At 41.2% G+C, this 13,493-nt stretch carries 10 protein-coding genes; 2 read left to right on the top strand and 8 right to left on the bottom strand.

Features of this window, described 5'->3' with window-relative positions; translation table 11 throughout:
- Positions 1–37 precede the first annotated feature (37 nt).
- From ACDG22_RS03925 to ACDG22_RS03935, 3 genes are all read right to left on the bottom strand, one after another.
- The gene (locus ACDG22_RS03925; protein WP_270669200.1) at positions 38–2,017 is read right to left on the bottom strand and encodes a RagB/SusD family nutrient uptake outer membrane protein; all 1,980 of its coding nucleotides are present in this window, start codon (positions 2,015–2,017) and stop codon (positions 38–40) included.
- A gap of 18 nt (positions 2,018–2,035) precedes the next feature.
- On the bottom strand, positions 2,036–5,179 hold the full coding sequence (locus ACDG22_RS03930) for a SusC/RagA family TonB-linked outer membrane protein (protein WP_270230575.1): 3,144 nt from the start codon (positions 5,177–5,179) through the stop codon (positions 2,036–2,038).
- Positions 5,180–5,432: 253 nt separating this feature from the next.
- Positions 5,433–6,779, bottom strand: coding sequence for an IS1380-like element IS616 family transposase (locus ACDG22_RS03935; RefSeq protein ID WP_004295325.1), 1,347 nt, complete (start codon positions 6,777–6,779; stop codon positions 5,433–5,435).
- A 197-nt stretch (positions 6,780–6,976) separates the two neighbouring features.
- On the opposite strand from ACDG22_RS03935, the gene ACDG22_RS03940 reads away from it, so the two are divergent.
- Complete coding sequence (locus ACDG22_RS03940) at positions 6,977–7,465, top strand: helix-turn-helix domain-containing protein (RefSeq protein ID WP_270230996.1); 489 nt, start codon at positions 6,977–6,979, stop codon at positions 7,463–7,465.
- 17 nt (positions 7,466–7,482) lie between these two features.
- A complete protein-coding gene (locus tag ACDG22_RS03945) occupies positions 7,483–7,884 on the top strand; it encodes a transposase family protein (RefSeq protein WP_270230997.1) in 402 nt (133 codons plus the stop codon).
- 248 nt (positions 7,885–8,132) lie between these two features.
- On the opposite strand, the gene ACDG22_RS03950 is transcribed toward ACDG22_RS03945, so the two are convergent.
- The 5 genes from ACDG22_RS03950 to tatC form a co-directional block, all read right to left on the bottom strand.
- On the bottom strand, positions 8,133–9,047 hold the full coding sequence (locus ACDG22_RS03950; protein ID WP_270230998.1) for a sugar phosphate isomerase/epimerase family protein: 915 nt from the start codon (positions 9,045–9,047) through the stop codon (positions 8,133–8,135).
- Positions 9,048–9,135: 88 nt separating this feature from the next.
- Entirely contained in the window at positions 9,136–10,011 is an 876-nt protein-coding gene (locus tag ACDG22_RS03955; RefSeq protein WP_270230999.1) for a 3-keto-disaccharide hydrolase, read from the bottom strand.
- Positions 10,012–10,053: 42 nt separating this feature from the next.
- The gene (locus ACDG22_RS03960) at positions 10,054–11,529 is read right to left on the bottom strand and encodes a Gfo/Idh/MocA family oxidoreductase (RefSeq protein WP_270231000.1); all 1,476 of its coding nucleotides are present in this window, start codon (positions 11,527–11,529) and stop codon (positions 10,054–10,056) included.
- Positions 11,530–11,572: 43 nt separating this feature from the next.
- On the bottom strand, positions 11,573–12,646 hold the full coding sequence (locus ACDG22_RS03965) for a Gfo/Idh/MocA family protein (RefSeq protein ID WP_270231001.1): 1,074 nt from the start codon (positions 12,644–12,646) through the stop codon (positions 11,573–11,575).
- Between the two features lie 27 nt (positions 12,647–12,673).
- Complete coding sequence (gene tatC, locus ACDG22_RS03970) at positions 12,674–13,471, bottom strand: twin-arginine translocase subunit TatC (RefSeq protein WP_270231002.1); 798 nt, start codon at positions 13,469–13,471, stop codon at positions 12,674–12,676.
- Positions 13,472–13,493 lie beyond the last annotated feature (22 nt).

A 13,493-nucleotide genomic window follows, 5' to 3' on the forward strand; every position in this document is an offset into this window, starting at 1 on the left:
GATATTATGCCAAACTATACTTGTTATAGCTGTTTAATTATTGATTATTCCAAAATGGTGCTTGGACTAAAGTCGGATCTTTATCAATTTCATCCTGATAGATAGGATACCAGTAGAATTTACGTTCATATTTTCTTACAATATACTGTGCTCGTTTGTAGAATGAGCTTGCATCGTTTTCGTCATCAGAAAGTTTAGTTCCTGAGAAGTTCATACCATACATTGGTTGGTCAAGCACTTCCTCTGCTTTTTTCCAACGGCGTAAGTCAAAGTAACGAAGTCCGTTTTCACAGCATAATTCAACGCGGCGTTCATGGTAGATTGCTTCTCTTACTTCGTCTTGTCCGTTTAAAGGAATCCGGTCAAATCCGTTGCTGTCTTTGCCGTCGGAAATACCATTGCCGGAATATTGAGGAACCCCTGCACGTTCACGGATTAAATTCAGATATTTCAAAATATCTGGATTACTGGGATCCGATTCATTCAGAGCTTCTGCATAGTTTAAATAAGCTTCTCCTAAGCGATATAAGATACCCGGACGATAGGGGTGCTGTCCGTCTCGTTGGTTGGTTTCCAAGGATACTCGTTTCCTATTTAAATAACCGGCTTGTGGAGCATCATGAGTTGGACCTCCATCCATTTCGTTAGACATAAATTGAGTTTCGCGAGAGGCTTGATGGTACCATTGACGGTTCCACATTACGGTGAGGTAAAATCGAGGTTCGCGATTTACATACATATTATATGTGCCGGAAGCTGCGACTTGATTATAGACTGCTCCATCACTGCCAATGGAATCAACAGTAGCTCCGGGACATCCGCGGTATAAGTTATATTTTGTTTTACGAATATCTTTTTCTGCCGAGAACCCTTTTTCTGTATAGCCAGATTCTTGGTTGATAATAGGAGTACCATAATTGCCATTGTATCCGGTAATAGGAAGTTTACCATTTTGCATAGAAAATGCGTCCACTAAGGTTTGGTAAATACCTACTCCACCATTTCCGGAAGCTCCTCGTGGAACACAGTGTTTTTCAAATTCTCCAAAGTTACTGTCCGGACGAACAAATAAAGCTTCTTTATTAACATCGCCACGTTTGAAAAATACATTGTAACAAGACATAAAAGGATCAAGGCTACCGTCATCATTATAATCACGGTTTAAATCATGTCCTGCTGCATGTGCTGCGTCAATCAATTCTTTACAAGCAGTAGCTGCTTTTTCCCATTTCTTTAGGTCGTATGTTGAATTGAAACGCTCTTGTCCGTCATAATTCTTGAAGCCTTTATACCATTCATTCCCATTAACTAGGGGACTTGCAGCGAATAGCAACATTCGGGCGCGAACAGCTAAACACATAATAGAGGTTGCTCTGCCATAATATTGTGCGGATTTATTAAGCCAAGTTTCCGGCAATACTTTTGAAAGCTCCACCAATTGGTTGTCTATCCATGTGACCATTTCGTCAAAACTTTTTTGTCCTCGCATAAGATTGGGAGATTCTACGTCAGCCAGTCCGTCAAAGAAAGGAATACCACCATAGGCTTCCAGCATCATCCAATAATAGTAGGCAATCAGGAAACGACATTCATTTTTCATAGTTTCCACATCCTGTTCAGTGACATGCTGCCCCGGTATCGGATGGGCATTTTCGATGAAAAGATAAGCAGAACGTATTCTTTGTGGGCATCCGTTCCACAGACCGGCATCCCATGTTGAATTGGTAAACCATTGTCCGATGACAAAGTTCAGTGTGTTTCCCCACCATTGATACCAGCGTTGTGAGGGGTCTAGGTCATCGCCCATAGAATCATAGCCATAATCTCTCAACATTCCCCAATATGGGTCTGGTATTTTATTGTATACTCCGGAAAGCCAGTCTTCCATTCGTACTTTATCATCAAAGACCATCTCAAGTGTCAGGGTATCATCAGGGGCATTGTCAATGAAGTCTACACAGCTGTTTAGGCAAAGTCCTAAGCAAGATAAGCCAATATTGTTTATTAGTTTTTTCATATTCTATTAGTTAAATGATTAAAAGTTTATATCGAATCCCACAGATATAGATTTCATAATAGGGTATTTTGCACCGGTTTGTGTATCCAGTTCAGGATCCCATAAATCAAATCCTGAGAATGTGAGTAGGTTAGATCCTTTTACATAAAGGCGGATGTTACTTAGTCCGGCTTTATTTACCCAAGTTTGAGGGAAAGTATATCCGATTTCGACATCCTTCATACGCAACATACTCATATTGCGATACCACCATGTTGAGTTTTGGCTGTTGTTAGTGTTTGGACCATACGACAAACGTGGGTAAAATGCATCTTGGGTCGGATTTTCCGGCGTCCATCTATCGTTGTAGTTAGTAAGGATATTTCCAATAGTACCCTGTGAAGCTCCCGGTAGGAAATTTCCAGCAACTCCTCCAATGAATCGATACGTACGTCCATTTCCTTGGAAAAAGATATTGAAATCAAAATTCTTATAGCGGGCATTGGCTCCAAATCCATAGACAATTTCAGGATTTACGGTTCCCCCCATTGCTACTTCATCTTTTGTAGTAATGGCTCCGTCTCCATCTACGTCTTTGTAGCGGATATCACCTGGTCTTACATTGTTGAATGTATGTGCAGGTATGTCTTCTTTCAGGACTAATTCTCCTTGTTCATTGGTGATGAAGTCATCTTCTGTAAATAGTCCTTCTGCTACAAGTCCAAACAGTTCGTCTACGGAATGACCGGTACGCTGTCTGTTGGTACCTAGAACTCCGGGAGTTTCATCTTGTTCGATAATTTCATTATGTGCATAGGTAAAGGTGCCTCTTACTCCTATATATAAATCTTTGCCAAAGTTTTTATTATAGTTTAATGAAACGTCTACTCCACCGTTATTGACTTTTCCGAAGTTTGCCCATGGGGCCTTTCTGAATCCGGCAGCGCTAGGGATATTTCTTCGCTGCATAAAGATGTTTCTTCGCTGTTCCTTAAACCAATCGATTTGTAATTCCAACGCATTCCATAATCCGAGTTCCAATCCTACATTGAGCTTTTCTACTGTTTCCCAAGTTAGGTTTTCTACTCCATATTCTCCTTCAAACCGTGAAGCGCGGTTGTAGTCGTTATTGATTCCCCATTTATAAGAACCGTCTGTGTCAATGGTTGGAAGGAAGGCAAATCGACGTCCGGAGAGTTGGTCATTTCCAGTCAACCCCCATGAAGCACGAAATTTGATTTTGGAAAATGTATTTTTTAATTGTTCCATAAACTTTTCTTCCGATAACAGGTAACCGACAGCGACAGAAGGGAAGAAACCAAAGCGATGTCCTTTCGTGAAGTTTTCGGAACCGTTATATCCAAAGTTTACTTCTGCGATATAACGATTGTCATAAGTATATGAGCCACGTCCGGCAATCCCCATTCTACGGTAGGGTACTACGTCTCCATCACTATAATCACGCTGGTTATACAAGAACATGGCTCCAATGGCATGTTTCCCAAAAGTACGTTCGTAGTTAAGATTGGCTTCAAAATAGGTTGCTTTATTTCCCCATTCAGATTCTTTTGAAGTGTCAAGAAAATCTTGTCCGTCCGTACCTACGGAAAGAATTAAATCTCCGTTTTCATCTCGGCCGGTAGCTGGGTTGTAGTAGGTCGGAGTTCGAGTACGTTTCACCCATGAGTTGGCATAACGGTCAAAAGAAAACAGTGCTTTGATTTTAAGTCCTTTTGTCAGGAAGGATAGATCCTGTTCTACAGAAAAGAGAGATTCAATCTTTGAGGCGGTTCCTTTACTGTATCCGTGTTGGGTTAATTCTGTCCATGGATTATGACGTTCTGTTACTCGTACGTTTCTATTATCAGAATATTGAATAGGGTGTTGGAAAGGAGGAGTTTCAAATGCCCAATTCCAAATGTCACTGATGGAGGTAGAGGGATTGTTGGTTTCTTGTAAATAACCACCTATACTCACTCCTACAATTGTAGATTTGGTGATGTTGATGTCTACATTTGAGCGTACATTGTATTTGTTTAACTTCATGCCACCCCAATTTTGATTAGGGTCGGATTCCATAATTCCCCGTTCGCCATAATAGGATGCAACCAAAGCATATCTTAAAATATCACTACCTCCGGTAATGGTTAAATCTCCTCTAGTGTTAGAGGCTACGTTCTTGGATACAGCATCCAGCCAGTTTACGTTAGGGTATAATTCCGGATCAGCGTTGTTGCGGTATTTGTCAATTGTTTCTGCCGTGTAAAGAGGGTTGGGGTTTCCGGCATCTAGATATAACTCATTCATCAAGTCCAAATATTCGGCCGAACCTATATACTCCGGTAGTTGCACAGGCTGGGTAAATCCTTGTTCTAGATGGAAGTTTACTTGAGGTTTTCCCATTTGTCCTCGTTTGGTTTTTACAATGATTACTCCATTGGCTCCTCTCACACCATATACAGCACTGGCAGCGGCATCTTTGAGAACGGAGAAGGATTCGATTTCTGCTGCGGATAAGTCATCAAGTGTACGTTCTATACCGTCCACCAGTACCAATGGATCACGACCGGCTCCTTGGAAAGAAGATATACCGCGAATCCAAAAGTTGGAACCATCTGCTCCCGGTTCACCGGAACGCTGTACGGCAATGACACCGGCTAATTGTCCTGCTAAGTTATTGGATACGGCACGTGTCGTTCCTTGTTGTAAGGCTTCGGGGCGTACAGATGTAATAGAACCTACAACCGACACCTTTTTTTGGTTACCATAACCAACTACGACAACTTCATCCAAACTGTTAGATTCTTCTTTTAAATTTACGTTGATGTTAATCTGATTTCCAACAACTATTTCTTGGGTTTCATATCCGACATAACTGAACTCTAATATGGCTTGTTTGTTAGGAACTTCCAAAAAGTATTGACCATTTAAGTCACTTATAGTTCCATCTCCAGTTCCTTTAATACGAATATTCACCCCAATTAATGGTTCTTGTTGAGCATCTCTTACTATACCATTGATTATAATTTTCTTTTGAGAAGGATTTTGGTCTAGAAAAGAGTTTGCTTTTGATGTAATGTGAATTTTACTTCCTTTTACATTAGAGTTTGCTATTGTGTTTGCATAAGGAATACAAGTGGATATTGTTATTCCTATAACGAAGTATGATTTAAGTTTAAGCATGTTTTTAATATATTAGCCTACATTATTCATAGTGGATTCATTTCAGGTTATCAAAACAGATATGGGGACAATCTGAAGCCTCCAACTAATGTCTATCATCGAATGACCGCTTGATGTAGAGTTATAATCCTGTCCGAAGCCTTGATTTCGGCATGCTCAGGTCTGATTATCACGTCCATTTTTATGGAGCGGATATGACTTATAAGTCCGATTACAGAATCGGACTCAGGTTGATTTCAGATTATTCCACTTGTCAGGCAGAGAGTCTCGTCAAGGCTTGCGACAAAGCTTCAAGGTGTCGATGGTGTGGGGAAAAGCTGAACCTTATAAAAGTCTTTTTTTCGACTATGAAGACGGCACTCAGCATAATCCGCTTCATGAAGCTGTCCATCGTGAAGGCGCCGACCTCTGTATTGGAGAAAGCCTTCGACCTGAGACGGTATGCGGTCACATATGCCGCGCCATATAGAAACAGCCGGAACATATTGGCTCTGAAAGAACTGCACGACATCCTGTCGGCTCGAAAATACTTCAGGTCTTTTATCCATAGCTCCATTGTGCCGCGCTTACAGTAACGTCGATATACTGTCTCGGGCTTGTTGTTACGGTTGCTTGTGACTATGAAGCGGACGTTTACACCCTTGTCGGAGACTTCGATTTTTGCAATCACCCTCTGTCTGTATTTCCATGATTTGGCTTTGTACTCAAAGCTGTAGTAACGGCGTACATCCTCATGGTGAAGTTCGAAATCCCCCTTGGCACGGCGCAATTGCTTGTCGATTTTCTTCATAAGCGCAGGATTGCCCGACAGCCCTGTGATAAATCTCACATAAAGATGTGTCTTGACCCAGTCCATAAACTCATGGCTGCAGAAATGACTGTCCCCGCGGAGTTCTATTATTGTGTGAGGCCATTCCTTATGGATGTATTCAATGACTCTGCGCAGTATACCGAAGATGTTCAGCGACTTGTTGCGTCGTCCCGGTCTCAGTAGAGGAAGTATCAGCTTGCCGTTCATACCGTCGAAAATAACCATCGGCATGTAGCAGTATTCGTCATAGTAATCATTGAACAGCGACAGCTGCTGCGCCCCGTATGTGTTGGCATTTGTATCGTCAACGTCAAGAATAATCTTACGCGGAGCTTTGTCGAAGGATGAGATGTAGTCCTTGACAAACAGTTCTGCTATTTTCCATAAGGTCCTTTTGTCAATATGATTCTCAAGCCGTGTCATCGTCGGTTGTGAGCACAGGCCGGGATCCGATGCCTTGCGGCCCACGCTCATCTTAAGGGCACTGTCGTGGCGCAGGCGGTCGCAGTCGTTGGCATCCTCGTAGCCGCACATTATCTGTCCGACACGCTGGCAGACCATCTCTTCGTAGGAATGCTGTACGAAAAGTTGATTTCGATAATCCGGAATTAGGCGCGCTATCTTTCGCGCTATGCTGTCTTTCATTAGACCGACAAGCACCAGTCCTCCATTGGACGAGATGTCCGGGGCATTGAAATCGACCTGAATTTTCCTGTCAGGAAGCACGTCTTGAAAAGAAAAAAGATTTTTCTCTTGACTGACTCCGTTATTTGTTGTATCTTTGCACATGAGAACGCCGGTATTAAGTTTATTTTTAACACCTTAAAGTTAATGCTTTTCTTGCAAATATACAAGAAGGGCGTTCTCTTTTTTGTGGAGACTATGAATTATTCAGGTTAGATTATTTAAATAATAATTAGAGTTTATATCGACTAATTGATTAAAGCGTTCTTTGACTTCTCTTTGTGGTCTAAAAAGTTCAATTGATGTATTACGACAAGATTCGCCACCGTCATAGCCAAGTGCTTGCAGCGACAGGATTAACTCCTGTTGAGTTTGATGCCTTGCTGGTAACTTTCAAGTACCATTGGGATGAATATTACAGCCATTTCACTTTGGAAGGCAAAGTGCGTCAACGTATATCTTACAACAGGAAGACCAGTGTGTTGCCTCTGATTCAGGACAAAATGTTCTTCATATTGGTATATCTGAAGACCACCCCCCTTCAGGAACTCCATGCCATTCAGTTTGAGATGACCCAGCCCCAGGTCGACAGGTGGATTCACCTTCTTTCTGAGATTCTCCGTCGTACATTGAAAACGCTTGGTGAATTACCCGACCGTAACTCCAAACGTCTGATACACATCCTTCAAGGATGCGAAGAAGTCTTGCTGGACGGAACCGAGCGACCTATTCAACGCCCTTTGGATGAAGACAGGCAGTCTGCATGCTATAGTGGTAAAAAAAACTCATAGCATAAAAGAATAACCTGTTGTGTTCCAACAATCTTAGGATTGTATGGCTGAGTTCTACATACGAAGGTCATGTCCATGATAAGAAGATTTGTGATGAAGAACCTCTTCTACTCCCCAGAGGTATTAGGCTCTGGCAAGATACAGGTTTCATCGGACACAGACCGGATGGAGTTGAAATATGCATGCCCAGGAAGAAACCAAAAGGAAAAGAGCTTACTGCTGTTGAAAAACAAGAGAACAAGCGGATTTCCGGAATCAGGATTAAAGTGGAGCATGCCATAGGTGGTATGAAAAAATGCCGTATTGTCAAAGAACGATTCAGATGCCATAAATTCGGTTTCGAAGATATGGTGATTCTTATTGCTTGTGGATTACACAACTTCAGAATCAGACACAAAATGAGTCATATAACAAATTAATCTATATAATGTCTATTATTCATATAACATCAGTAGTGTCTATTAAAAAAATAGTAGGTGGACTAAAACTTTAAATTATCAAATAAACGAGTCTAATCAAGACTGCCTTTGACTTTTGACATTATTGAGTTTGGATTATTTGCTGAATAGACTATTCTAATAAAACTTGTTGATAAGTAAAAGGTTATTGATTATATTCTGAAAAATTGTTGAATTTTACTGTAAAAAGAATTCGCCAATATATGAATCTATTGATTATATTGTGCAGGTACGAAATCTGCTTCCTGCAAATACTCCAGACTTTCCTTCACGCTCTTCATTACATTTGGAGTGCTGTATTGTTCTATTTCGGCTACAATCGCCTGTACACCTGCTTGTTTGATATGCTTGAAGATGGCATCATATCCTACCATACCGCTTTGACCTATTTCGCGGTGGTCTTTGATATGTAAGATCTTGAATCTTCCCGGATATTTCTTGAAATAGTCTACCGGACTGTTCTGACCGCGTACTACCCAATATACGTCCATTTGGAAAAATACATAGTCGGGGTTGGTGTGTTCCAGCATATAGTCATACATAACGGTCTGGTTTTCTATTTTCTGGAATTCATGTGCATGGTTGTGGTAGCCAAACGAAATACCTTCTACTTTGCAGAGTTTACCAATTTCATTGTAATATTTGCAGTAAGTATCCAAATCTTTCAATGATTTAGGAATATCCATCCATGGACAGACGATGTATTTCATTCCTGCCTTTTTATGGTCACTGATACATTTTTTCCACCATTCCAATGATGAAGAAAAATTGCCTGATTTCAGTTCTTCTTCACTCAGGCCTTTGCCACAGTGTGAAGACAAAACTTGCATTCCGGCCTGTTCAATGTCTTGTTTGAAGGCCTCGGGCGTGCGCCCATAAAACAAACCATTGTGATAGTTGGCGGCTTCTATACTGGTATATCCCATTTGCTTGAGTTCATTCAACACCTTGAGATATTGCTCGGAAGCAGTCTGCTCTTGGTGTAGCTGGTTGAGTAAATCTCTTACCGAATAAAGCTGAATGGATACTTCTTTGGAAACCTGAATTTCGGTATGCTGTTCAGATTGAACTTGTCCGTATGCACAAAGGGTTGTGCAGCAGAGTATAAGATATGCCTTTTTCATAGTGATATAAGATAGAGCAAGCCGGCTCAGATAGACTGAGTCTGTATGCTAAGCCGACTTAAAAAGAAATGAAAATGTTATGTGTGAGTTAGTCTAATACCTTTACGCGGATATTTCGGAACCATACATCATCGCCATGATCCTGGAGACCGATGAATCCTTCGCGCTTTTCTCCGCCGCAGTTGTTCAGCAGTTCGAAGGCAAGAGGCCATTTTTCCTTGCTGAATTTGCTGGCTTGAAGCATTTCTGTCCATTTTGGAGTCCACAAGTGATATTCCAATACATTTTCTCCATTCTGTCCGTGTACTACAGTACCTTTATATACCATAATTTTAGCCTTGTTCCATTCACCGAAAGGTTTTGCGTTTTGTGGAACTGCCGGAATCATATCATACAGAGAAGCCGACTGTCTGTTATTGTCTTTTCCCAATTTTGCATCCGGATGGTTGGCATTATCCAATACTTGATACTCCGGAGCAGAGATATAGATAGGCTCTATGATTTCATTTCCATCCTTATCTTTTGAAGTCACTTCCTGTGCCAGATACATAATACCTGAGTTACCTCCTTTAGAGATTTTCCATTCCAATTCCAGTTCGAAATTGCGGAATTTATGTGCAAAAATCAAGTCGCCGCCATCACCGTCCTGAGCTTCACCGCCACCGCTACCGTTAAACTTGATACAACCGTCTTCAATTGTCCATTTAGAAGGTACCCGGTCTTTCCCATAACCTCTCCATCCGTTGAAAGTCTTTCCGTCGAAGATGGTAATATATCCGTCTTTATCAACAGGTAAAGACAAACTGTCTGTTTCGGGAGCTTTCAGTAATTTTGAATAAGAAATCATTTGAGTTGTAGCCGCTGTCTCTTCCTGAGCTGCGTTGTTGTTTTTAGCACCACCGCCACAAGCAGTCATTCCTCCTGCCAATGTAGCAAAAACCAAAGAATAAAAAATTCGTTTCATAATATTGTCGTTTAATGATTTTTATTAATATCAGTGTGTTAATTATTTAGGCATATCTGGCAAAGCCCATCCTGTGCGGTAATGATGTTTAATTAATTCTTCTGAAAAGGCTTTTGCATTTACCGGATCTGTCCAAGTCTTATTGAATGAAGGATGACCGTCGTGGATAGTGAATCCGTCTTTGATACATGTCTTGATAGTTTCGTTGTCGCTAATGTTGGTGAAACGCATATTGGTTCCATCCCATTCCAAAGTCTTGTTCAAGCCTTGCAGGCGTACTGCCAATACTCCCATTACAACCATTTCGTTCAGTGGACCTGCTTCCGAGAAGTCGGACAAGGTAGCGACACGGCTTTCTGGCGATTCTTTACAAGCTCTTACCCAGTCCATTTCGTGTGAAGTTTTTACGCGGCGGCATACTTTAGGTGCGTTAGGCACACGACCGGACAACAAAAAAGGTTGTTCGCCGTAGCATCCGCAAATCAGTGTATCTTTGGTACCGTGGAAGATGGTCAGACCACCACCGGGGCCCATCAGTTGTTTGCCTTCTGGGAAACCTTTCGGACGGTCGGGCATCATACCGCCGTCGTACCAGTGTACCTCTACTTCCGGCATTGCTACTTTCGGCATATTGTCGCGTGCTGGGAAAATCATTTTCACGTGTTGTGCCTGAGGAGCACAAGCATTCAGAAGCAGTGTAGATGAGGCTTCTACTTTAGTAGGGTAGCCCAGATGGAGTGCCTTGAATGGCTGGTGCAGGATGTGGCAAGCCATGTCTCCCAATGCGCCTGTTCCATAATCCCACCATCCTCGCCAGTTCCATGGATGATAGATAGAGTTGTATGGATTCAGTTTGGCAGGTCCTGTGAATAAGTCCCAATCTAATGTTTTGGGAATTCTGTCCTCTTTTTCAGGCATATTCAGTCCTTGTGGCCAGATAGGGCGGTCGGTAGCACATTCCACTTTGGTTACTTCTCCAATTTCACCGTTCCAGATCCATTCACATACGAGGGCAGTTCCTTCATTGGATGCTCCCTGGTTTCCCATCTGAGTTACTACTCCTGTCGATTTGGCCAGTCGGGTAAGCAAACGTGATTCGTATACTGAGTGTGTTAGAGGTTTCTGGCAATAAACGTGTTTGCCCATTGTCATGGCATCGGCTGTAATGATAGCATGGGTATGGTCGGCAGTTGCAATGATGACTCCGTCGATTGATTTTCCCATTTCATCGTACATTTTGCGATAGTCCCAGTATTTCTTTGCATTTGGGAATTCATCGAATACCCCTTTAGCATATTTCCAGTCTACGTCGCAAAGCGCAACAATATTTTCTGTGTTTTTTACTGCATTTATGTTGGCATGTCCTATACCTCCAATTCCTACAGCAGCAATATTAAGCTTGTCGGAAGGTGAAACATGGCCGAAGCTTTTTCCTAGAATTGAACTTGGAGCAATGGTTATACCAGCTAAAGCGGCAGCTCCTGATTTTAGAAAATCTCGTCTTGTTAAGTTTGACATAATCTTACATTTAAAGTTATTAATTAATAAGTTAAGATAGTTGTTATTTTCTTAGTAACCCATATCCGTTTTTCATTGTTCGTCTTCGTTCTCTGATTTGTTCAAGAGTTTCCAGATTACCTATGGCGGGCAATGCATGTGTTTGGGCGTCTTGCAGGAATTGCCATGCATATTCGGAAGCAATGGCAGAATCCCGCATTTGCGGAAGTGAATCCAATGCCTTTCCTGCTTGTATGCTGTCTGCAAATAAATCGCATAACACATCAATATTTTTCCCTCCGAATGGTTTCTCAATGCGTTGAGTTTTGCTTACCCCTCGTAGTTCCACAACGGCAGTCTTAAAATCATGTGTCATCCGAGCTATTCCTTTGGTGCCTATGATGTCTATATATGAATTGTGTGTCTGGTCTTTAGCCAATTGCCCGTAAACGAACCCTTGCGTAATGTCGAAAGTAATTCCATTCTGAAATGTACCGTGGCACTGTAACCACCAGGGCTCTTGGTAATTCCACATTTTTACAGCTTGTGCATGCCAGGTTGCATATTCGCTTTCAGCATACCAGCGTGCGATGTCTACATAATGCATGCCACAGTCATGAAAAGCTGGACCTTCGTGTTCATGCCCTTCTCCGGGAACTAACCCTGGAGTCATGTGGCATATACGGATAATAGCCAGTTCTCCCAACTCTCCCGATTGGATAAAATTTTTTATCTGATGGTGATACCAAGAGTTACGCAGATATAGGTTTACAGTGCATATTCTATCTGATGCTTCTGTAAGCCGGACCATTTCCTGTTCGTCTTCTATGGTATCTGCTATCGGCTTTTCGGACAGGATGTGTTTTCCGTATTGTAATGCTTTTCTAATTTGCCTAGCTCTTAAATTCGCTAGTGTGAATAAACCTACGGCCTGCACTCTCGGATCTTCGAAAACGACCTGCTCATCCGAAACTATAATTGATTCGGGAGAAAGTTGTTGTGCCAACTCTCTGGAACGAGGGTCGATATCACAGATATATAATATATCCCATCGGTTGCTTTTCTTCATTTCGTTTAGATAGAATCTTCCCATTCTACCTAATCCTATGATTCCTATGCGTATTTTATTTATTTCCATAGTATGCAAAAAACTGGTTGAATTCTGTTATATTTCTTTCTCTTCTTTTTTTACAAGCAGAGCACTTAATTCCCATAAAATATAAATCGGTATAAATACGATCATCAATGTAAATGGATCGGAAGATGGCGTGATAATAGCTGCTATAACCAATATGGCAGTAATAGCATGCCGTCTGTATTTTCCGAAGAAGGAGCGTTTAAGAAATCCTAACTTGGAAAACAACATCGATAGAAGCGGCAGTTCGAATACGATTCCCATCATGAAAATTAACATAAGGAAGTTATTCATGTATGAATCCAATGCCAATTGATTGGTAATTAACGAACTCAATTCATAGGTGTATAAAAACCTTAATGTAAGTGGAAATACAATGAAATATCCGATAGAACTTCCTAAAAAGAACATAATGGTTCCAAACAAAAAAGTCCACCTGATTCCATTCTTTTCATTTTCATAAAGTGCTGGACATATAAATTTCCATATTTCGTATACTAAATAAGGAAAAGTAATAAATAGTGCAGTCCAGAACGATAATGACATGTGTATGAAAAGCTGGGAAGCAAGTTTGATATTTATTATTTCGACCTGAAAAGGCTTATGCAGGAAGTCTGGAATAACATGGGTAGATGAACCGATTCTGTTCATCAGCTGGTAAAGGAAAAAATCTTTGTTACAGGGAGCCATTACTATTGTTTCGAATAGATAAGGCATAAAGATAAAGCTAAGTATCATGAAAAATACCAAGCCTATCAGTACTCTGAACAGCATCCATCTTAGTTCTTCAAGATGGTCCCAAAAAGACATTTCTGCGTTGCTTTCCATTGTATATTTTTATATTATAAGT

Origin of the sequence: Phocaeicola coprocola, from assembly GCF_041333015.1 — a bacterium.
GTDB lineage: Bacteria > Bacteroidota > Bacteroidia > Bacteroidales > Bacteroidaceae > Phocaeicola > Phocaeicola coprocola.

Excerpts from the sequence above, each read along its gene's own strand:
- ACDG22_RS03965 (WP_270231001.1), bottom strand. The coding sequence starts at position 12,646 with ATGGAAATAAATAAAATACGCATAGGAATCATAGGATTAGGTAGAATG.
- ACDG22_RS03925 (WP_270669200.1), bottom strand. The coding sequence starts at position 2,017 with ATGAAAAAACTAATAAACAATATTGGCTTATCTTGCTTAGGACTTTGC.
- tatC (WP_270231002.1), bottom strand. The coding sequence starts at position 13,471 with ATGGAAAGCAACGCAGAAATGTCTTTTTGGGACCATCTTGAAGAACTA.
- ACDG22_RS03955 (WP_270230999.1), bottom strand. The coding sequence starts at position 10,011 with ATGAAACGAATTTTTTATTCTTTGGTTTTTGCTACATTGGCAGGAGGA.
- ACDG22_RS03960 (WP_270231000.1), bottom strand. The coding sequence starts at position 11,529 with ATGTCAAACTTAACAAGACGAGATTTTCTAAAATCAGGAGCTGCCGCT.
- ACDG22_RS03950 (WP_270230998.1), bottom strand. The coding sequence starts at position 9,047 with ATGAAAAAGGCATATCTTATACTCTGCTGCACAACCCTTTGTGCATAC.
- ACDG22_RS03940 (WP_270230996.1), top strand. The coding sequence starts at position 6,977 with ATGTATTACGACAAGATTCGCCACCGTCATAGCCAAGTGCTTGCAGCG.
- ACDG22_RS03935 (WP_004295325.1), bottom strand. The coding sequence starts at position 6,779 with ATGTGCAAAGATACAACAAATAACGGAGTCAGTCAAGAGAAAAATCTT.
- ACDG22_RS03930 (WP_270230575.1), bottom strand. The coding sequence starts at position 5,179 with ATGCTTAAACTTAAATCATACTTCGTTATAGGAATAACAATATCCACT.